This window comes from Streptomyces halobius, from assembly GCF_023277745.1.
Classification (GTDB): Bacteria; Actinomycetota; Actinomycetes; order Streptomycetales; family Streptomycetaceae; genus Streptomyces; species Streptomyces halobius.
The window spans coordinates 8,555,951-8,577,958 of record NZ_CP086322.1 but is presented as its reverse complement, the minus strand read 5'-3'; the positions used below and the strand labels follow the sequence as shown (position 1 = coordinate 8,577,958).

Below are 22,008 nucleotides of genomic sequence, written 5' to 3'. Positions count from 1 at the left end.
CGTCCTCCCGGCATTCCAGTGTCCGTACTGCTGACTTGCTGGCCCCCTTCGCCATGTGCGGACCTCTCGTCCGCTCCGACTACTACGGGGCCTCCGCCCCATCCCGCACCTTCGACGGACGACGCATCTATCCCACAGCTCCGAATGGCTTTCGGATCGCGGGAGCGATGCGGGATGGTTCCCGTGTTCACGGTGAATCGATCGATCAGTCCGGCATCCAGCTTTGCCCCGGCAGCATCGCCACGGTTACGCCCCAGGCTTTCGCCGTGGCCTCCCCACCGACACGCCAAGTCAGCTACGGAGTCATCCTGCCAAATCGGCAGACTGTGCACTGCAACCCGGCCCATATCCACCAGATTTGAGCCGGTGCCACGCTTACGGAGCTTTACCACTGATTCCTCTCGTATGCCCTCTGATCTCGCTCGCCGGACCCGGCCCGTCTGGCAGTTCCGAGCCGTCCCGGCTTTGTCAGCGCTGCTTCCCGCCCTTCCCGGCGTCTCCCGGGTCGGACTGCGCTCAGCTCCCACCAGGCTGCTGCGACAGCCTGGCGAGGAGGTCTTGCACCTCCTTCGATTCACCGCGCCTCACGGCGCACCAGCGCCTCGTGGCGCACAGCCCGTCTCATCGATGATCAGAACACCGCCAGGCTCGCCGAGGCGTTCGGCGGTGTATGCCTGCACATCGTCGCGGATCTCGTCCGCGTTCCAGCGGGCCCGGTTGAGGAGGTTCTGGAGCCCATGAGGTGTGCCGTGACCTGCATGTTCAGCCAGCTGCCAGCTGTTCTTCCGCCCCACCGGACCGAGCAGGGCCCGCACGTAGTCCCGCATCCGCCGCCGCAGATCAGCCCGGCCGAACCGGTGACCAACCCGCAGCAGCACCTCCTCAAGCTCCCCGGCCCACACCTCGGGCTGCACATCATCTTGCACGATCAGCACAACAGCGATCACACTCAGCCGGTCACGAACTCCCGCCACCTGACTGGCAGTCAGCTCGCTACACTCAGAAACAGATCCCTGACCAGCAGGAATAGCAAACTGCAACTGGAGTACTAAGAGCTTGTCTCATGTGGTGGGGTTGGTCAGCTTCTTGTAGCAGGTCAGTGCGGCTGCGAGTCCGAGGAAGCCGAGAAAGTGTGTGCCCTTCCGCTCGTACCGGACGGTGACGCGACGGTAGCCGAAGAGCCAGGAGATCGACCGTTCGTTCTTCCAGCGGTGCCGGCCAAGTCGCTCGCTGGACTCCATGCCCGGGCGGGCGATGCGCGGGACGATGCCGCGGCTGCGCAGCCACCTCAGGTGCTCAGCAGAGTGGTAGGCCTTGTCCGCGCGGAGCTTGCCGGGTCGGCGCGGCCCGCGCCGCGACGATGGCGGGTATGCCCAGGACCAGCGGCAGCAGAGCCTGACTGTCATGGACGTTCGCACCGGACACGCCCAGCGCCAGGGGTAAGCCCTGGGCATCGGACAGGACGTGCAGCTTGCTGCCCTTCTTGCCCCGGCCGACCGGATTGCGCTCGGTCAGCGATCCCCCCTTCTCGCGCGGACCGAGGCCGCATCCACGATCGCCGAGGTCCAGTCCACTTCACCGCGGGCACCGAGTTCGTCCAGAACTGCCCGGTGCAACCGTCTCCAGAGCCCGGCCTCGGTCCAGGCGGAGAATCGGCGGTGCGCGGTAGCGGGAGACACCCCGAATGTCTCAGGAAGATGTCGCCATGCGCACCCGCTGGTCAGCACGTACACCACAGCGGTAAACGCGGCTCGCTCATCGCACGGGGCCGACCCACCGCCCTGCGGACGTGACGCGAAAGACGGCAGCAATGGAGCGACCAGCGCCCAGAGTTCGTCAGGAACCAACCGCTGTGACAGATCGACACCCATGGCCAAGCATCATGCCGCATCCAGCTCACACCACGTGAGACAAGCTCTTAACGCTCTCTTAGAAATATCCAGGTAGCCAATCAGTTATCAGATTGCTCCTGCGGTTCATGCAACCATATTTGGTCATGACATTCATCACACTCACTTAAGGCGACTTGAAGCCATTTGGAAATTTTGTCGGTTTGCCCTTTCCCTCGGACCGGCAGTTACGGTCTGACCATTGCTTTTTAGGAAAATTTCATCTTGGAGTGAGGTGTGGCGATGGAGACGCGTACGCGCGTGCGTCGCGTCGGGGGCGTTGCTGGGAGAGCTAGTGCTCTCGTGCTGAGCAGTGCGCTGGCTTTGGGACTGCTGCCCGCGACGGAAGCGACGGCTGCAGACGGGCAGGAGGCGCGGACCGGCTCGTATTCCACGCCGCTCTCCGAGGAAGAGGCACGGGCCAAGGCCAAGTTGACAGGTGAGAACGTGGAGATCGCATCGCTGCGCGGTGAGAGCAGCGATGTCTGGGCCACGCCGGATGGGAACTTGGAGGCCCGTGAGTATCTGCGACCAGTGCGGGCCCGGGTAGGTGGTGAGTGGAAGCCGGTCGACACCGATCTGGCGCCGTCCCCTGACGGCATGGTCGCGCCGAAAGTGACGACCACTGGACTCGCGTTCTCCGGTGGCGGGACCGACCGCCCGCTGGTGCGGATGACGAAGGCGGGCCGTGAACTGGCGCTGTCCTGGCCCGGGACACTGCCCGCGCCAGAGCTTAACGGTGCGACAGCCACATATCACGATGTACTACCGGACGTGGACCTGCGGATGGGCGCACAGGAGGACGGCTTCTCCCAACTCCTCGTTGTCAAGTCCGTGAAGGCGGCGGCAAGTTCGGAGCTCGCGGAGCTGAAGTTGAAGCTCCGTACCGAGGGCCTGGACACGCGCGAGACGGCGGATGGTGGCCTGGAGGCCGCCGACAAGGGAGCCAAGGGCGTCGTCTTCGAGGCGCCGAAGCCGATGATGTGGGACTCAAGCTCCGGCGGGGCGGTGGCCTCCGGCGAGGCAACTCCTGCGGGGGCGCCTCAAGCACGTGCCGCAGTGGCCGCAGAAGCCGGCACCCCAGAGCTTGCCAAGGACGAGCCCGGCGCCGCCGAATCCGGCAAGCTCGCCCCCGTGGACGTGGAGATCCCTGCCAAGGGCGATGCGCTGGTCCTCAAGCCGGACGCGGACGTCCTGAAGGGCGAGGACACGCAGTACCCGGTGTTCATCGACCCGCAGTGGTATTCGCCGCGCGCGTCGACCTGGACGATGGCCTCCAAGTACTGGGCCGGCTCCCCGCAGTGGAAGTTCAACGGCAAGCACGACGCGGGCCTGGGCTACTGTGGCTGGAGCTACTGTGCACCGCACGACACGAAGCGGCTCTTCTACCAGATTCCGACCTCAAGGTTCGCGGGCAAGTCGATCCTGTCTGCGGAGTTCGTGGTCCGCAATGTGCACTCGGCGTCGTGCTCCAAGCGCGAGGTGCAGCTGTGGCGCACGAAGGGGATCAACAACAAGACCACCTGGAACTCGCAGAACGCGTCCGGGTTCTGGATCAAGAAGCTGGCGTCGAAGTCCTTCGCCTACGGCTACTCCGGCTGTGGCGCCAGGGACGCGGAATTCAACATCAAGTCCGCGCTGCAGGAAGCCGCCACCAAGAAGTGGCCGACAATGACCTTCGGAATGAAGGCCACGTCCGAGGGCGACAAGTACGGCTGGAAGCGGTTCTCCGACAAGGCGTACCTGCGTGTGAAGTACAACCGCCCGCCGTCCCAGATCAAGATGTCGCAGCTGACGATGGAGTACGGCGGCACCTGCAAGAAGCCTGGGAGTGCATCGCGGGTACGTACACTCGGCAAGATCTACGCCAACAACGTCACCGACCCCGACAAGGACAGCGTGTCGGTGCAGTTCCAGGCCAACTGGGATGCAGGCGACGGCAAGGGCCTGATCCCGCGCTGGAAGCCGGCGCGGACGTCGGCGAAGAAGTCCGGCTCCAGCTTCTCCCTCAGCCTGCCCAAGTCGATCCCGTCGAACAAGCAGGTGCACTGGTACGTGCGCTCCTATGACGGGGCGCAGTACTCGCCGTGGTCGTGGGCGGGCGATCCGACCGCTTGCTACTTCGTGTACGACACCAGCGTGCCGAAGGCGCCTACGGTGTCCTCCGGGGAGTATCCGGCCTCCGATCCGGAGAACCCGAATGACCCGTGGTTCGACGGGGTGGGCCAGTACGGCAGTTTCTCCCTGAAGTCGTCGTCCACTGATGTCACCCGCTACCGCTACGGCATCAACGGCGACCCGAGCTCCCAGCACGAGATCTCCACGTCTGGTGGCGCGGCCAAGAGCGCGAAGGTCCTGCCGGGCAAGCCGGGCCTGAACTTCGTCACCGCGCAGGCCTTCGACAAGGCGGGCAACGCCTCGGAGATCCGCACCTATCAGTACCGCGTGAAGGCAGGCCAGCCCGAGCGCGCCACCTGGCAGATGGACGAGGGCGCCGGGGCGACGGAGGCGAAGGGATCGGCGCCGGCGCGGCCCGCCGTCCTGCACGGCGGGGCGAAGCCCGGCGTCCCCGGGAAGAAAGGCACGGCTGTGCACTTCGACGGCTCCACCGGGTACGCGGCGACCGACATCCCGGTGGTGAACACCGACCGTGGCTTCTCCGTCTCGACGTGGGTGAAGCTCGACAAGAAGCCGGACGCCCCGGCAATCGCCGTGACCCAGCCGGGCAACCACAGTCCGGGCTTCGAGATCTACTACTCCAAGGGCCTCGACCGCTGGGTCTTCAACCAGTATGCGGAGGACAAGGCAGGCGCGAAGATCGTGCGCGCGATGGCGGACGAGCCCGGCGGCGTGAAGGTCGGCGAGTGGACCCAGCTGGTCGGCTCCTACGACAGCATCGCCAAGCGCCTGCAGCTCTACGTCGACGGCAAGTTGATGGGCGAGGCCGATCTGCCGAAGCCCTGGAACGCCCGGCGCGGCCTGCAACTCGGCGCGGGCTCGTACAGTGGCAAGCCCGGCGCGTTCTTTCCCGGAACGGTCGACGAGCTCCAGATATTCGACAAGCGGGTCTCCGCGAACGAGGTCGCCAAGCTGTATGACCTCAAGCAGATCGGCGACCCCGGCCGCCCGGCCCTCGCGGTGTTCCCGCTCGACGAGTCGGAGTCGGCTACGCGGGTCGAGGGCCACGGCGACGTGCTGCCCGCGAAGTTCCATGGCGGTGTGACCCCTGGCCGCAAGGGTGTGGCCGGTAACGCCGTGAAGTTCAACGGTACCGACGGCTACGCCCGCATCGGCCAGAGTACTGGGCCGCACGTGAACACCTCTCGCAGCTTCACGATCTCCGCCTGGGCCAAGCTCGACAAGAAGCCGAGTGGCGCGGCGATCATCACTGCGCAGGCGGGCAAAGAGAGCCCCGGCTTCGAGCTGTACTACTCCAGGGACCTCGACCGCTGGGTGTTCAACCAGTACGCGGAGGACAAGGCGGGCGCGGGCGTCATTCGTGCGATGGGCCCGAAGGGCGGCACGGCGACCGTTGGCGAATGGGTCCACCTGACCGGCGTGCACGACACCGTCGCCGACACCCTGACCCTCTACATCAACGGCCAGGAGGCCGGTTCGACCAAGCGTGGCGGGGCCTTCCGCGCCGACGGGTCGATGTACATCGGCGCGGGCAACTACAGCGGCAAGCCCGGCGCCTTTTTCCCGGGCGAGGTTGACGACGTACGCCTCTACGATCGGCCCGTGTCGGCCGAGGAGGTCCGGCAGCTGTTCCAGCAGCGGTCGCTGGTCAAGGGCCGCTGGAAGTTCGACGCGGCCAGCACCGGCTCCCCGGTCACGACGCCGGACGACTCCGATTGGGGCCGCACGATGGCCCTCGGAGGCGGCGCCGAGGTGTCCGGCGAGGGCGCTTACATGGGCGACAGCGGCCTTGTCCTCAACGGCTCCTCCGGCTACGCCGCGACCTCCGGGGTGCCCGTCGACACCGGCACCAGCTTCACGGCGACCGCGTGGGTGCAGGCCGCCTCGATGCCGAAGGGCGGGGTGTCCGTGGTGAGCGCGGCGGGCGCGAAGCAGAGCGCCTTCGCGGTGCGCTACGTACCCGACCCGAAGGACTCTGAGGCGCGAGGGCGTTGGGAGCTGGCGATGCCGGACAAGGACGGTTCGACGGGGGCGTACGAGCGCATCGTGAACACCGAGTTCTACGACGTGCGTGAGTGGAACCACCTGGCGGTGGTTTACGACGGCTTCGCCAAGCAGGCCCGCCTGTACGTCAACGGGGTCCTGCAGGAGGTGGCCTGCCCGGACGGTGACGGGGTCGCCTGCGAGGACCGGGCCGCCACCGGTGACAACGTCCTCAGCTTCAAGGCGACCGACTCCCTGCAGGTCGGCCGTGTGAAGAACGACGGTGCCTGGGGCGAGTACTTCGGCGGCTCCGTCGACGACGTCTGGGTCTTCCAAGGCGCTCTGAACGACAGCCAGATCGAGGAACTGGCCGGCTCGTGGTTCGACGTGCCGACCGAAGTCCCGGCCGGCTCGGGCTCCTAGACCTCTAGGCACCACGACCGGCCGTGTGCCGGTGCGGTGTGCTCGCTGTTCAGGCGGAACGCACCGGCATCTGTCGGCTCCGACCGGCACCCATCCGTCGGCTCCGCCGACATCACCCCATCCACCCCCGCACCGCGCCACCCATGGCGTGGTGCCTCTCAGCGATGGACGGAACTACCCATGCATCCCATACCCGCACCGCCTGGCGGTGCAGGCGCAGCACGTAAATGCGTCGCTCTGGCCCTGTCGGTCCTCATGGTCGGCGGCTTGATCCAGGGCGCCACCGCCTCCCCGTCCGCGGCGCAGGGCAGCGACCGACCGGGCCTGCTGAAGACCGATAAACCCGTTCCAGGCCAGGACGGCATCCAGGCCCAACCCCGCAAGGTCACGTCGGGGCCCCGTACGCCCGCAAAGGCACCCAAGGCCGACTGGCCCAAGTCGCAAACGGCGACGGTCGATCTTTCCCGGCAGTCCGGCAAGCATGCGCGGCGCGCCGGTGACCTGCCCGTCGGGCTGGCCCCGGCCGGCAAGGGGAAGGGCGCGCTCGACGGCACGGTGGAAGCCAAGGTCCTGGACCGCGGCCACTCCGAACGCGCCGGTCTGGACGGCCTGTTGTTCACCCTCGCGCCGAAGAACGACCGGGGCGCGAAGCCCGCCGGCCACCTCGCCGCAAGGAGCTCCCTCAAGACCACAGCCAAGCCCGAGTCCAAGCCCAAGCCCACGCCCGAGCCCAAGCCCGATTCCAAGCCTGAGCCCGCGGCCACCACTGGCGACGTCTCCGTCACCGTCGACTACGGGGACTTCGCCGGCGCCTTCGGCGGCGGCTACGCCTCCCGCCTCAAGCTGATCCAGCTCCCGGCCTGTGTCCTCACCAATCCCGGCAAGACCGAGTGCCGGACCGGCACCCCGGTCGACGCGAAGAACGACACCGCCCGGCAGACCCTCACTGCGGACGCGGTGTCCCTGCGCGCGGGCCGGGCGACCGTCTTCGCCGCCGCTGCTGACACCAAGGGCGACAAGGGCGACTACAAGGCCACCCCGTTGTCACCGTCGGCCTCTTGGCAGACGAACCTCAATACCGGTGACTTCACCTGGGCCTACGACATGCCCGTGCCGGAGGTCCCCGGCGGCCTCGCTCCCGATGTGGGTCTGAGCTACAACTCCGGCACCGTCGACGGGCGTACCGGCGCGACCAACAACCAAGCATCCTGGGTCGGCGACGGCTTCGACCTCTCCCCGGGCTTCATCGAGCGGCGGTACGTCTCCTGTGCCGAGGACGGGCAGAAGAACGCCGACGGCACCAAGCCGGGCGACCTGTGCTGGAAGTACGACAACGCCTTCGTCTCGTTCAACGGCAAGGGCGGCGAGCTCGTGCCCGCAGGCAACGACGAGTGGAAGCTGCAGCAAGACGACGGCACCAAGATCAAGCGGCTGAAGTCCACCAACCGCGGCAACGGCGACAATGACGGTGAGTACTGGCGGGTGACCGACCCCAACGGCACCCGCTACTACTTCGGCTACCACCGCCTGCCGGGCTGGAAGGACGGCAAGGAGACCACGGACTCCACCTGGACCGTGCCGGTCTTCGGCAACAACTCAGGTGAACCCTGCCACGCCGGCTCCTACGCCAAATCCTGGTGCCAGCAGGCCTGGCGTTGGAACCTCGACTATGTGGTCGACACGCACGGCAACGCGATCTCCTACTTCTACGGCAAGGAGACCAACCATTACGGCCGCAACCTCAGGGCTGAGGACGAGACCCCGTACACCCGCGGCGGCTACCTCAAGCGCATCGACTACGGCCTGAAGTCCTCGTCCATGTACGGCACCAAGCCGGAGGCACGCGTCGTCTTTGGCAACTCCGAGCGGTGCCTGCCGAAGGACGGCGTCACGTGTACGCCGGACGCGATCGGCAAGAAGTCGTTCTACTGGTACGACACGCCCTGGGACCTCAACTGCGAGGCCGGTAAGAAGTGCGACGGCGCACGCCTCGCCCCCTCCTTCTGGACCCGCAAGCGTCTGACCGAGGTCAGCACGGAGGTCCTGAAGGCCGACGGCAGCTACGGCAAGGTCGACTCCTGGAAGCTTGACCACCGCTGGGGCATGGCCGATACGGACTATCAGCTGCTGCTCGACAGCGTCCAGCACACGGGCCACACCGCGAGCCCGGCGATCACGCTGCCGAAGACCACGTTCGCGTACACGCAGCTCGCCAACCGCATGGACAAGACCGGTGACGGCTTCGCGCCGTTCATCAAGTCCCGGCTGTCCACGGTCGCCGACGAGTCCGGCGGCCAGATCGACGCCAGGTACTCGGCGCCCGCCTGTGACCCGGCCAAGCTGCCGACACCGCAGTCGAACACCACACGCTGCTTCCCGCAGTACATCGGAGGTGACGCCAAGAACGACCCGGTGCGGCAGTGGTTCAACAAGTACGTCGTCACCTCCGTGGTGGCGACCGACCGGACCGGCGGCTCCCCGGACCAGGTGACGACCTACGACTATCTGGATGGCGGCGCCTGGCACTACAACGACGACGACGGCCTGACCAAGGAGAAGCACAAGACCTGGTCGCAGTGGCGCGGCTACGGACACGTCCGGGTCAAGGCCGGAGGCCAGGGCGGCGCTTCGGCCATGAAGTCGCAGACGGACACCTACTTCCTGCGCGGCATGAACGGCGACCGCAAGGAACCGTCCGGCGGGACCAAGAGCGTGAGTGTGCCCCTCGGCGACGGCGAGGGCTCTGCGATCACCGACGACGCGGCGATGGCAGGGTTCACCTACAAGACCGTCCAGTTCGACAAGCCGGGAGGCAATACGGTCGGTAAGACGGTGAATCGTCCTTGGCATCACGAGACGGCCAAGAAGGTGCGCGACTGGGGTACTGTCACCGCCAACTTCACCGGCAGTTCCTTGACCCGGGCATGGACGTCCCTCGACGGTGGCGCGGGTGCCAAGTGGCGGACGGCATCCACCGTCACCAGCTATGACACGGTCGCCGGGCGCGTGACCTCGGTCGACGACCGCGGTGAGGACACGACAGACGCGGACGACCGGTGTACTCGCACCACGTACGCCACCAACGTCGACAAGAACATCCTTCAGCTCCCCTCCCGAGTGGAGACAGTCGCCAAGGGATGCGCTGACACGGCCGACCGCAGCAAGGACGTCATAAGTGATGTCCGCACGGCCTATGACGGTGGAGCCTACGGCGCGGCGCCGACGAAGGGTGATGCCACCGCGACGGCGACGCTCAAGAGCCACGACGGCGCGAAGGCCAGCTACCTGGAATCCGGTGCGACCTTCGACAACTACGGCCGCGAGCTGACGACGACGGACCTCACGGCCGACGTCACGGCGATCGGCGACAGCGCACCGGTGCGCACCAAGCGCACCGACGGCCGGACCACGACGACGAGTTACACCCCAGCCACCGGCCTGCCCACACAGACCAAGACGGCATCCCCGCCGGCCAGGCGCCTCGACCCCAAGAGCGCGCAGACGACGACGTCGCAGCTGGATCCGCTGCGCGGGCACGTACTCAAGGAGACGGACACCAACGGCAAGGTGACGCAGTTCGCCTACGACGCGCTCGGCCGCTCCACCAAGGTGTGGCTCGCCGACCGCAAGACCTCCAGCACGCCGACCTACGAATTCGCCTACCGTGTCGTCGAGGGCAAGCCGGTGGCCGTCGCCACCAAGCTGCTCGACAACAACGGCGGCCAGGTCACCTCGTACAAGCTCTACGACGGCTTCCTGCGGGAACGACAGTCCCAGGCGCCCGGCCCGGAGGGCGGCCGTCTCGTCGCGGACGTCTTCTACGACGAACGGGGCCTGGTGACCAAGAAGTTCGCGGACTACTACGCGGACGGCAAGCCCGTCACCGAGCTGTTCAAGCCCGCCGACGCGCTGCCCGTGGAGTCACAGACCCGCACCGCCTACGACGGCCTCGGCCGCCCGGTGCAGATGCAGATGATCGCCGGGAACGGTGACGGCGGCAAGGTCTTGAACACCACGACGACCAGTTACCTCGGCGACCGGACCACCGTCATCCCGCCGGCGGGTGAGACCGCCACGACCACGATCACCGACGTCCGCGGCCGCACGGTCGAACTGCGCCAGCACCACGAACGGAAGGCCGACGCGGCGTACGACAGCACCACGTACGAGTACACGCCCTCCGGCCAGCCGTCCAAGGTCACCGACCCGGCAGGCAACAGCTGGACGACCACCTATGACCAGCTGGGCCGCACGGTCGCATCGAGCGACCCGGACAAGGGCACCACGACCAGCACGTACGACGACCACAACCAGCTGATCTCCAGCACCGACGCCCGCGGCGTCACCCTCGTCAACGTCTACGACGACAGCGGCCGCAAGACCGAGGTCCGCGAGGGCTCGCGGACCGGCAAGCTGCGCCTGAGCTGGACCTACGACACCATCCCCGGCGCCAAGGGACAGCTCGCCGAGTCCACCCGCTACGTGGGCGACGCGAAGTACACCACCAAGGTCACCGGCTACGACCGGCTCTACCGCCCCGCGCGGACCGCGGTCGTGATCCCGAAGTCCGAGGGCGCGCTTGCGGGCACCTATCAGACCGGGACCGCATACAAGCCGTCGGGCAAGGTCGCCTCGATCAGCTACTCGGCGGCGGGCTCGCTGCCCGGGGGCTCGGTCAACTATGGCTACGAGGCCGACACGCTGCGCCCGACGTCCGTGTTCGGGCAGGGCATGACGGCGTCCACCAAGTTCAGCCACACCGGCAAGCCGCTGCAGCACGAACTGGGCCTGACGGACGGCGGCAAGAAGACGTGGGTCACCAACACCTATGAGTGGGGCACCCAGCGCCTGGCCACCACCCGCGTGGACCGCGAGGACCAGAAGGGCGTCGACCAGCAGGCCAGCTACTCCTACGACGAGGCGGGCAACGTCCTGTCGATCAAGGACGTCTCGCGCACGGGCACGGACAACCAGTGCTTCCGCTACGACTACCTGCGGCGCCTGACCGAGGCCTGGACGCAGGATGACAAGGCGTGCGGGAACTCTCCGTCCGCCGGGGCCATCGGCGGCCCGGCCCCGTACTGGCACTCGTACACCTACGACAAGACCGGCAACCGCCTCTCGGAGACCCGTCACGACCCGACCGGCGACAGCAAGAAGGACGTCAAGCGCGCCTACACCTATCCCAAGCCTGGCACCGCACAGGCCCACGCGCTGACCTCGGTCACCACCGAAGGACCGGCCGGCACACAGAAGACGGGCTACGCCTACGACAAAACCGGCAACACCACAGGCCGCGGTGACCAGAAGCTGACCTGGGACGCGGAGGGCAACCTCGCCAAGGTGACCGATCCGGTCAAGGGCAAGCCCGACAAGGTCACCGAATACCTCTACGATGCCGACGGCCAGCGCCTGATCTCCCGCACGGGCGAGCGGACCACGCTGCACCTCGGCCACACCGAGGTCACACTGGACAAGGGCGCGACCAAGACGAAGGCCACCCGCTACGTCGACCTGGGCAGCGGCCACCAGGCCGTGCGCTCCGACGACGGTTCCTTCTCCTTCACGATCGGCGACCACCACGGCACGGGCCTCCTGGCCGTCGCGGCCGGTGACATGGCCCTCTCCCAGCGCCGGGTGCTGCCCTTCGGCGGCACGCGCGGTGAGGCCCCGAAGTCATGGCCCGGCACCAAGGGCTTCGTCGGCGGCACCGACGAGACGAAGCGCACCGGGTTCACACACCTCGGCGCTCGCGAGTACGACCCGGGCACGGGTCGGTTCCTCTCCGTCGACCCGGTGATGGTCACGTCGGATGCCCAGCAGATGCACGGCTACACCTACGGGAACAACAACCCGCTGGTGTACGCGGATCCGAGCGGGAAGTTCTTCGGCTGGTTCTTCAACCAGTTCATGAACAGTCTCGTTGAATCGACCAAGAACGCGTTCAAGGTCAAGAACAAGAACCCCGGCGCGTCGAAGCCGAGGGCGTACCGGCCAAAGGTCACCAACACGAAACTGGCCGACGGCCTGATGAACATCTACGCCAAGGACGTGGCGAAGAAGGTCTACGGCGACGGAAAGGCCGCGACCGCGATCATCTACGAGTTCAACAACGGGAAGCGCCTCGACAACAAGGAGCAGTGGCACATCAAGAAGGGCTGGAGCGCACTGCGGAACATGTCCTCGATCCTCGAGCTGGACCGAAAGGCCCGGGAGACGGGCAAGAACATGAAGAACCTGCTGAACGACCACGACCTGGCGATCGCCAAGTCCGAGGCGAAGGAACTCTGGAACGCGCTCAGCTCCCGCGATGTCACCGGAAAGGTCGACAAGACAGTCCAGGCGGACGCAGTTATGAAGGACTCCATCAGGAATAACATGGGGAACGTCATGAAGACGGCGGCCGTCAAGGACCTCACGGGCCAGAAGTTCGAGCCGACCAAGTACAAGGGCCCCCAGCCGGTCGGCGAGCCCACACGCCTGCGCGGCTTTGCCAAGTCGTTCGGCATCGCGGGCGGTGTGACATCGGCCGCCCAGGCACCCAGCTATGTTGGTGAGTACGGGTGGAAGCGAGGTGGCTGGGAACTGTTCAAGGACGTGGTCGACCCGTTCGGCGTCTCCAAGGGGCAGGACTCCTTCTACCCTGAGGACAATGGCGGCAGGGGCGGAGGGGGCATCTGCGCCCCCTCGTCCGGCAACTGCGCCTGATGGGAGGCATGATGAGCGAGATCCAAGTACAAGAAGCCCCTCTGCTCCTGCTGCGGATGGTGCCGGAGACGGCGCAGTACATCGCGGAGATGTACGAGATGCCCGCGTCCGAAGCCGTCGGAACCGAGGACGTCTGGTACGACCTGTACCAGCTCCTGGACGAAGCTTTCACGAGGCCGATCGTGCAACCGGAGCTCCGGAAAGAGGCACCGGACGCGGAGCTCATGGGCAGGTGCTTCGAGTTCGTGGAGATCCTGACGCGCGCGTCGAGCCAGTACTTCACAGGAGCCGTGTACTTCCAGGTTCTGGATGCACTCCTGGAAGAGGAGGACCTGCTGGAGAGGGCCATCCCCTTCATGAGGGAGAAGACCCGCAAGGACACGGTGCAGATGCTGATCGGGTACGAGAACCCCGTACCTGAAGAGCTGCTCCGATAAGGAAAATCCATAGGCGTAGGGGCCCGCTCCACATGGAACGGGCCCCTACGCCTATAGTGCACACGGAAAAAATAAGGATCATTACTGACTTCGGCTCGTCAGGGTGATCTTTCCTGGTTCCCCTGATGGGGCTGGGGTGTTGGTTGTACTTCGTGGTGGGTGAGGTATGCGGATGGCGGCGGGCTCACCGCTGCGGGACGTCAGCGCCGGGAGACGGTACGCATGCAGGCGGCCGAGCTGTTCGATGAGGGGGTCAAGCCGCCGGAGGTGGCGCAACGGCTGCGGGTGAGCCGGAAGTCGGCCTACCAGTGGTACCGGATATGGTGGGAAGGCGGTGTGCAGGCCCTGGCCTCGCGTGGTCCGAGCGGGTCGCGGTGCCGTCTGTCGTCGCGCTGTCTGGAGAAGCTGGCCGGGTACCTGGAGCAGGGGCCGGCCGCGCATGGCTGGGTGGAGGACCAGGTGTGGACGGCCGCGCGGGTGGCCACGCTGATCGGGCGGAAGTTCCACGTCTCCTACAGCGTCTCGGGTGCCACCAGGCTGATGCACCGGCTCGGATTCAGCCCGCAGGTGCCCGCACGGCGGGTGGCCGAGCGCGACGAGCAGGCCGTGACCTTGTGGAAGGAGTCTCAATGACGAAGTCAAGCCGCTTGCGCGACCGGCGGGGCGGGGGTGAAGAGCCGTCCGTCACGCAGGAGTGCCCAGAGCACCCCGGCCCGGCGTCGGGCGAGGGCGATGACAGCTTGAACGTGTTTGCAGCCCTCGCCGCGCTTCTTGAGGTAGAAGTCCCGGTTCGGGCCGTCGCGGATGATGCTGGTCTGCGCCGACAGATAGAACACCCGGCGTAGGCGACGGCTGTAGCGCTTGGGCCGGTGAAGGTTGCCGGTCCGTCGGCCGGAGTCGCGGGGAACGGGCACGAGCCCGGCTGCCGAGGCCAGGTGCCCGGCGTCCGCGTAGGCAGACATATCGCCCGCCGCCACGACGAACTCCGCTCCGAGTATTGGCCCCATCCCGGGCAGGGACTCGATGATCTCGGCCTGCGGGTGACTGCGGAAGGTCTCGCGAATCTGTTTGTCGATCCGGTTGAGCCGGTCGTCCAAGGCCAGGATCTGCGCCGCCAAGTCGGCGACGATCTGGGCGGCGATGTCCTCGCCGGGCAGCGCGGTCTGCTGGGCCTGAGCGGCTTCCAGGGCGGTGGCGGCGACCGTATCGGCACTCCGGACGCTGCGGTTGGCTAGCCAGGCCGTCAGCCGGGCCCGGCCGCGGCGCCGGATGGCGGCAGGAGTCTGGTAGCCGGTCAGGAGCACCAGCGCACCCTTGTGCGCCGAGTAGTCGAAAGCCCGCTCCAGCGCGGGGAAGACGCCGGTCAGCACGTCGCGCAGCCGATTGATCATCCTTACCCGATCGGCCACCAGGTCGGAGCGGTGGGCGGTGAGCAAAGCGAGGTCGGCGGCCAGCTGGGCCGGCACGTCGATCGCGGTGAAGTCGTTGCGGTGGCGGGCGGTCTCAGCGATGACGTAGGCGTCGCGGGCGTCCGTCTTGGCCTCGCCCCGGTAGGCGCCGGACATCCGGTTGACCGTGCGGCCGGGCACGTAGACGGCCCGCTGGCCGTGAGCTGCGAGCAGGGCCAGCAGCAACGCGGAGGCCGTGCCGGAGATGTCCACCGCCCAGTGGACATCGTCGGCCAGGGCCAGGATCTCGCCGAGCGCAGCCAGGATGGCAGACTCGTCGTTGTCGATCTTCTTCGACCACAAGGTGGCTCCGGTCTCGTCGACCACTGCGGCCCAGTGATGAGCCTTGCCGGCGTCGATGCCGGCCCAGACCCGGTCCCGTTCCTTGCGCACGCGCCCCTCCTCGTCTCCAACATCATGCTGTCGGCCCGAGGAACACCCCGCTGTCATCTCCGTAATCAGCGACCGCACAAGGCGCGCACATCTCAATCAGCAGCCAGGGCGCCCCGGAAAGCCGGGCGGCCACTCCTTCCGAGCCACTACAGGCAAGGCAACCTGAGCCACACCCGGCCCTCCCGGGCCGCCCAACAACTTACGGAGGCGACCTGGGCGGAGGTAGAAGAGCCCGGGCGGCCTGCGGCGGCTGCATCTGCTTCGAGGACGAGGCAGGCTTCACCCGTCGGCCGCCCCGAGGACGCACGTGGGGCCGGCGTGGCGTCACCCCGGCCGTGACGGTCAGCGGGCGGCGCTCGGGGCGGCTGTCGGTGGCCGGGCTGATCGCGATGCGGCCCGGGTCCCGCACCCGGCTGTGCCACCGCCTGCGCACCCACCGGGCGGGAGCCGGCAAGCGCCGCAGCATGAGCGAACGCGACTTCGTCGCGCTGATCGACGGCGTGCACCAGCTGGTCAAGGCGCCGATCGTGCTGGTGTGGGACCGGCTGAACACCCATGTCTCTCACGCCATACGGGAGTTGATCGCCCAGCGCGAGTGGCTGACGGTGTTCCTGCTGCCCGCCTACGCGCCCGACCTCAACCCCGTCGAGGCGGTGTGGGCACACGTCAAACGCAGCCTGGCCAACCTCGCTGTCGTCGCCCTCGACCGCCTGGAAACACTCGTCCGCAACCGCCTCAAACGCCTCCAGTACCGACCCGAGACCCTCGACGGCTTCATAGCCGGAACCGTCCTGTCCCTCGACGATCCAGCGTCACCCTGACGAGCCGAAGTCAGTAATGGTCGCGCGGAAGTTCGCGGCGAGGGATTGCATCAGCGTTCTGGGCCATCTGGGGTTCCTGGCGCCGCGGCTCCGGGGCCGGATGGGTGCCTGTACCTCGTCCGCAGAGCAGCACCTGCGCGACGATCAGACGATCACATCGCCACGGAAACGCAACACCGCCAGCCGGTCGTCCACGTCACTCATGACCGATCAACAGCACTCGATACAGCACGATCACGTAGCTCGGTGGTGAGGTCGAGTAGCCGGAGACCATTGCTGCTCTCCGGCCCCTGTAACAGCCGCGCTCACGTCTCCCGCCTCCCGGCCCGATCAGGCGGGAAACTGGGAAACCAACGGGAAAACGATCATGCAAACCTCCCCGACGTAGTGCACGAAGACGCAGCGACCTACCCGAACACGCATGCTGCGCCGCAGGTCAGATGATGGTCATCCCTCCGACCTGCTGCATCCCAGATCAGCGGTTTCTTCCGCAGCATCAAGACGCTCCGTCCGCCCATCACACCCGAGGTCACCGACGAGGACATCCGGGCCGCGGCCCTGCAGTACGTCCGCAAGGTCTCGGGATTCCGCGCGCCCGCCGCGCACAACCGCGAGGTGTTCGATCACGCCGTGAACGCCGTCGCGGCCGCGACCCAGGAACTCCTCGACGGCCTCCAGATCCGCGGCTCCGCCACCCGCCGACACTGATCTCGCCAACACCATGGACAGCCACCGGCGGCTTCGACAGCACCGGCAGCATTCCTAGCACTGACAGAATCTCTGCCACGGCAGCCCGACGCCACCTGCCCTCCCGCCCCTCACCAATCGACCCACGCCTGCACCGGCAGGTGATCGCTCGGAAACTGACCGAGCTCGGAGAAGGTGTTGATCGCGGCGCGGCGGGTACGCACGGCCGGTGAGGTGAGAATCCAGTCGATTCGTTCCCCGTCCGGCACCAGCGGCCGGTATCCGTGAAACGTGGCGTACTGCGCGCTTCGCTCCTCGGCCGTGTCCCAGCTGTCGACGAGCGACCCGCCGTCAAGCATCGCCTCGTACACGGGATTGCCGTGAGCCGGGACATTGAAATCGCCCGTCACGATCCGGGGCAGTGCGGAATCCAGCGCGCGCAGCCGTTCGGTGATCAGCGCCGCGGACCGCTCACGCGAATACTGATGGAGATGGTCGAGGTGCGTATTGAGCGCATAGAACTCACCGCCCACCCGCACGTCCCGGAAGCGGACCCAGGTCACCATCCGTACGATGGTGTTTCCCCAGGTGGCCGATCCGATCAGATACGGCGAGTCGGACAGCCAGAAATGGTCGTACTCGACGGGCACGAGGCGGCGGACATCGTAGAAGACCGCCGCGAATTCATCCCTGCTTCCGCCGGCCCGGCCCGTTCCCACCCAGTCGTAATGCGGTCCCAGGTCCTCGGCGATATCGCGTAGTTGCCCGTACAGCCCCTCCTGGGTGCCGAGCAGATGCGGAGCTTCGTGGCGCAGCAGCGTCCGCATCACGGGCCGGCGTTCGGCCCAGGAGTTCGGCCGGGTCTCGGCGGCGTACCGCAGATTGAAGGTCATCACCCGCAGACCCCGCCCGCGGTCGGCCGCGTACCCGGTCCCGGTCCCATACGCCGCCACGGGGGCGCCAACCGCCGTGGCGGCCGCCGCCCGCAGCGCGAAACGCCTGCTCAAGGCCCCTTTCACAGCGCTGGCACGGATACCGGGAGACTGACGGGACGCGGAAACAAGAGCGGTCACATTGGCCATATCCGACACAGCGACTCCAGTGGTCCGTTGCAGAGACAGACACCGCTGACAAGCTCACCACAGAGTCCCGGATATCACCGCAGGGCGGAAGTACCCCTCAAATGAACCCACTTGAAAGCCTCCGTTACTCCCCGCGCCTCCCCTCCCCCTGTCTCCGCGCCCCCTTGTCCTGCCTGTCCCCCAGCCCCTTCTCCCTTCCCCCTTATCCCCTTACCTGTCGCCGGCGGCCCCCTGCCACTCCGCGTGCCGGATGCGGGCGAGCCTCCGTACATCGCCGAGCGTGCCCCATTCGTCCTTCCCGAGCCGCGACAGGGGTCGCATCTCGGAGATCTCCGGATGTCCGTCGACCATCACAGCCTGCGAAACGACCGCGTGCACCACCCGCCCGAACACAACCGTGGAGTCCCCGATCCCGAGGGTGCTGTGCACCTCGCACTCCAGCGCCACGGGCGAGTCAGCGACCCGTGGCGGCTTCACCCGCAGACTCGGCTCGGAAGCGATTCCCGCCGCCTCGAATTCGCTCACCCCGTGCGGAAAATCGGTAGCAGTGTCATTGATCTGCTCAAAAAGCCCCTCGGGCGAAAGATTCACCACAAACTGCCCGGTCGCCTCGACATTCCGCAGGGTGTCCTTACGCCCCACAGAGCTGAACTGCACGACGGGCGGCGCCACGCTGGCAACGTTGAAGAAGGAGTGCGGGGCAAGATTCGCCGAATCACTATGTGGATCGTAGGTCGACACCCAGGCGATCGGCCGCGGCACCACCGTCGCGGTCAGCAGCTTGTAGAACTCGTTGCGGCTCATGTCAGCGGGATCAAAGTCGATGCGCATGATGATCAGTATCCACACGGGCGGCCGCGGGTCGTACAGCGGATCCACCGGCCCACGTGGAGCAGAACGTGGCGCCGAAGACGGGATCGCGCGCCCGGGGCGTCCCGGCGGGACGCGGGCCGCCCGGCGACACGGCGGCGCCCGCCTGACGCGCCAGGCGCCAGGTCCGGGGCCCTACGCCCCGGACGGGGACATCCTTCTGTGTCTTCAGCAGCAGCCGCTCCCGGCGCCGCCGGAGAGGATCTGCTCGATGACCGGTCGTCCGACCTCATAGGCGTCGGCGACCGGCAGTACCCGGGCGTCGGGATGCTCGGCGAGCCAGTGCTTGGCGGCGTCGGCGCTGGTGAAGAAATGGACCAGATTGCAGAAGGAGGCGCGGACCGAGGCCGGCGCGTCGGGGGTGACGAGGGAGACAACGGTGGTGGCCGGCTCCACGTTGGCGGGTCCGTCGGGGGTCGCGGTCAGGCGAACCGGCTCTCCGGTGGCCCGGCAGGCGGAGGTGACCTGGGCGATGTGGCCGAGGATGGCCGGGAAGACCAGGGTGTCCATGGCGCACCAGGCGTAGAGGGTGCGGCCGTTGGTCTGGTAGCGGTGCGGTGTGGGGTTGTGGGTGAGGCCGCTGCCGATGATGCGGCCTTCGGTGTCGTACTCGGTGTCGGGCATGTCGGCCAGCGCCTCGCGGATCTCGTCCACGGTCCGGCCGGCCTGGGCGGCGAGCCGGCCGACGGCGACCGGCTCCCCGGTCGCCAGGAGCGTGAGCAGAGGGCGCAGTAGCCGGAGCTTTACGCCGGGGGCTCGGTTGACCGTGTCGGTGAAGCGGTCGGCGATCTTCCGGGGGTCGGTGTTCACAGCGGGTCCCTCCGTTCCCTGTGTGGATGGGTCCGATGCCTGCCGACCATAGGGTCTGCCCCCGGGGTGAGGGTCAAGCCCGCGGGCCGCCTCCGTTGAAGCCCCCGGCCCGGCGGCGGCGGGCCCTCGCCGGGTCTTCCCGGTGTTCGTCGCGGACCGGCTGAATCATCGACTGATGAGCGGGCGGCGCCGGCCCTGCGCCTCAGCGGGTTGAAGCGGCCGTATGACGCTCGATGATCGGGCAGACGCCGTCGCCTGGCTCCGGTTCGGTGACGGTACCCGGCCGCGGTGCGCTTGGCGGACGGCAGCAGCCCGCGTTCTTCGTACCGCCGCATGGCCCGATAGTGGCGCCGAGGCCGCCGAGGACAGTGTCGAACGTGCCGTCGTCGTTGACGAAGGCGAGCGCGGGCTGTGCGGTGACGCCGAACCCGGCCGGCGGTGGCGATGCCGGCCTGGGCAGCGGACGGGGCCGGCCGCGACGCGAGAGGAGCGGCCGGCCCCTGGGACCCGGTCGGGGAAGTGGTCCCTTCCCCTTTCGTGTCCCCTCACCGGATGAAGGGGAGCCGGGCCGGTACGCCTCCGGCCGGGACCCGTGGCGGCGTACCGGACACGTACCCTCCGGTCGGCTCTCCCTCACCGGTCCGCAGCGTGCGGCAGGCGGTGGCCCGCACACCGCGGCGTCTTCACGCCCCCGCCGTGTCCCGCACCTGCCGGTGACCGGGCAGCAGCTCGTACGCGATGGTCCACAGCGGGGCGATGCGGGAACCGAAGCGGTGCACCAGCCAGCCCGTCAGCGCACCGAACCCGGCGTGTGCGAGATAGACGGTGATCTGGAACTTCGGCCACATGTCGGCGCCGAGCACGCCGGCTCCGACCGCGTTCGGCACGGGGCTGAGCAGGAATCCGGTCGCCAGCACGAGCCCGTAGAGCGTGCCGAGCCCGGTGGCGGTGAGCGCACCCCCGTGGCGACGGAAGGAAAAACCGCCCACGAGTACGGCGTAGATGACGCCGAACATCGCGCCGTTCCAGACGTGGTCCGCCCATCCGGTGATGTTCGACGCGGTGTCGGGGCCCCGCATGATCTGGTCGCGCAGCAGGACGCCCATCAGCATGGCGATGTCGCCGGGCATCGAGTCGAAGACCCGGAAGCCGATCTCGCGTACCAGCTCCAGCACCACCGTGCCCGCGATTCCCGCCAGCGCCCCCAGCAGCACCGCGCGCCTCAGTCGCGGCCCGCTGATGCCCAGGGCGATCAACGGGGCGAGGACAACGGTGATCGCACCGGGAATCCCGACCTCGCTCACAAGGTCGGGCAGCGTCGCGTAGCCGCCTTCGGCGAGGGCGAACAGCAGCGCTCCGGCGGCGGTCGCCCCGGCCAACACCAGGGCGGTAAGCACCAGATCGAGCAGAGTGCGGGCCGGGTGTCTGCCGGGGGCCGCAGTCACTTGACCGCGCCGTTCGCGATCTTCTCGGCGGCCATCTTCATCTGCTTGCCACCGTCGCTGAGCTTGCCGTCGATGGCGGTGAACAGCGTTGCCGGGTCGAAGTAGCCGATGTGGGAAGTGCCGTGCTCATCCGCCCACACGTACATGCGCAGCGGGATCACCGCGCCGATGGCCGGGTTCTGCTGGAAGAACATCTTGCCCTTGGCCGGATTGCCCACGAAGTAGGCGTGCGCGCCCTTCAGATCCAGCCCCGTGGACTTCAGGGCTCCCGCCTGGTTGAGGTCGCCGAGGACCATCATCCCGCTGTCGGCCACGGCCTTCTTCAGCGCGCTCTGGGTGTCGGCGAAGGACTTTGACGAGGCGTAGGAGATGAAGGTTGTCTGCACCGACTCAGCGGGCCGAGAGGGGGAGCCTGCCTCCTTCGTCGGATTCGGGGTCTTGCCGGAGGTGGTCTCCTCCGCGTCCGAGCCGCAGGCAGTGGCGCCGAGGGCCAGTACCAGCGCACCCGCCGTCAGCACGCTGTAGCGGACGGGCTTGGTGCGGAAGCGGGTCTTACGGAAGCGAGTCTTGCGGGTCAGTGACATGAGACGGGTCCCCATGAGTGTGTCGGGAGGCCGGCCTCGCCGTGCCGGAGGCCGTGCCGGTGCCGTATGCCGCTGCGACCTGTTCGCGAGCCGTACGGAAGTACTGCAGTCGTACGGCACTGCGCAGGAGCGCGGCACACCATCAGAAACCCGTCAGCGCCGCGTCGACTGTCGCAACTGTCAGGGAGCTGACACATATCGGGAATTACGCGACCCCGCGCGGCCTTCCCCGTGCACCGGCCCCGCGCACCGACCTCGCGCACGGGACGGGCCCGTGTGCACCCGAATA

10 protein-coding genes and 4 pseudogenes are annotated in these 22,008 nt (G+C 67.5%); 6 read left to right on the top strand and 8 right to left on the bottom strand.

The annotated features are described in order from the left end of the window. Nucleotides 1–599: 599 nt before the first annotated feature. Both K9S39_RS38930 and K9S39_RS38925 read right to left on the bottom strand, forming a co-directional pair. A pseudogene (locus tag K9S39_RS38930) lies at nt 600–914 on the bottom strand (transposase); the annotation flags it as partial. 147 nt (nt 915–1,061) lie between these two features. Beyond that, a pseudogene (locus tag K9S39_RS38925) lies at nt 1,062–1,871 on the bottom strand (IS5 family transposase). Between the two features lie 261 nt (nt 1,872–2,132). Here K9S39_RS38925 and K9S39_RS38920 point away from each other — a divergent pair. The 4 genes and pseudogenes from K9S39_RS38920 to K9S39_RS38905 form a co-directional block, all read left to right on the top strand. After that, nucleotides 2,133–6,434 carry a LamG domain-containing protein gene (locus tag K9S39_RS38920; RefSeq protein ID WP_248867999.1) on the top strand — a complete coding sequence of 1,434 codons (4,302 nt, stop codon included), beginning with the start codon at nt 2,133–2,135 and terminating at the stop codon, nt 6,432–6,434. A gap of 255 nt (nt 6,435–6,689) precedes the next feature. Then, the gene (locus K9S39_RS38915; protein ID WP_406708189.1) at nt 6,690–13,142 is read left to right on the top strand and encodes an RHS repeat-associated core domain-containing protein; all 6,453 of its coding nucleotides are present in this window, start codon (nt 6,690–6,692) and stop codon (nt 13,140–13,142) included. Nucleotides 13,143–13,150: 8 nt separating this feature from the next. After that, on the top strand, nt 13,151–13,579 hold the full coding sequence (locus K9S39_RS38910) for a hypothetical protein (protein WP_248867997.1): 429 nt from the start codon (nt 13,151–13,153) through the stop codon (nt 13,577–13,579). 159 nt (nt 13,580–13,738) lie between these two features. Further along, nucleotides 13,739–14,206, top strand: a pseudogene (locus K9S39_RS38905) (winged helix-turn-helix domain-containing protein); the annotation flags it as partial. An 11-nt stretch (nt 14,207–14,217) separates the two neighbouring features. Here the strand turns inward: K9S39_RS38905 and K9S39_RS38900 are convergent. After that, on the bottom strand, nt 14,218–15,420 hold the full coding sequence (locus K9S39_RS38900; RefSeq protein WP_248862330.1) for an IS110 family RNA-guided transposase: 1,203 nt from the start codon (nt 15,418–15,420) through the stop codon (nt 14,218–14,220). A 204-nt stretch (nt 15,421–15,624) separates the two neighbouring features. Here K9S39_RS38900 and K9S39_RS38895 point away from each other — a divergent pair. Beyond that, nucleotides 15,625–16,241 (top strand): annotated as a pseudogene (locus K9S39_RS38895) (transposase); the annotation flags it as partial. A gap of 474 nt (nt 16,242–16,715) precedes the next feature. Continuing rightward, a complete protein-coding gene (locus tag K9S39_RS38890; RefSeq protein ID WP_248869175.1) occupies nt 16,716–16,949 on the top strand; it encodes a DUF2277 domain-containing protein in 234 nt (77 codons plus the stop codon). 110 nt (nt 16,950–17,059) lie between these two features. On the opposite strand, the gene K9S39_RS38885 is transcribed toward K9S39_RS38890, so the two are convergent. The 5 genes from K9S39_RS38885 to K9S39_RS38865 all read right to left on the bottom strand — a co-directional run bounded on the left by K9S39_RS38885 (nt 17,060) and on the right by K9S39_RS38865 (nt 21,719). Beyond that, nucleotides 17,060–17,935, bottom strand: coding sequence for an endonuclease/exonuclease/phosphatase family protein (locus K9S39_RS38885; RefSeq protein WP_319949617.1), 876 nt, complete (start codon nt 17,933–17,935; stop codon nt 17,060–17,062). Between the two features lie 285 nt (nt 17,936–18,220). Further along, nucleotides 18,221–18,841 carry a flavin reductase family protein gene (locus K9S39_RS38880; protein WP_248869173.1) on the bottom strand — a complete coding sequence of 207 codons (621 nt, stop codon included), beginning with the start codon at nt 18,839–18,841 and terminating at the stop codon, nt 18,221–18,223. A 207-nt stretch (nt 18,842–19,048) separates the two neighbouring features. After that, nucleotides 19,049–19,690, bottom strand: a complete 642-nt coding sequence (gene merB / locus K9S39_RS38875; RefSeq protein WP_248867995.1) for an organomercurial lyase MerB — start codon at nt 19,688–19,690, stop codon at nt 19,049–19,051. A gap of 683 nt (nt 19,691–20,373) precedes the next feature. After that, nucleotides 20,374–21,135 carry a hypothetical protein gene (locus tag K9S39_RS38870; RefSeq protein WP_248867994.1) on the bottom strand — a complete coding sequence of 254 codons (762 nt, stop codon included), beginning with the start codon at nt 21,133–21,135 and terminating at the stop codon, nt 20,374–20,376. Then, complete coding sequence (locus tag K9S39_RS38865) at nt 21,132–21,719, bottom strand: DUF302 domain-containing protein (RefSeq protein ID WP_248867993.1); 588 nt, start codon at nt 21,717–21,719, stop codon at nt 21,132–21,134. The genes K9S39_RS38870 and K9S39_RS38865 overlap by 4 nt, the downstream gene beginning before the upstream one ends. Nucleotides 21,720–22,008: the final 289 nt, after the last annotated feature.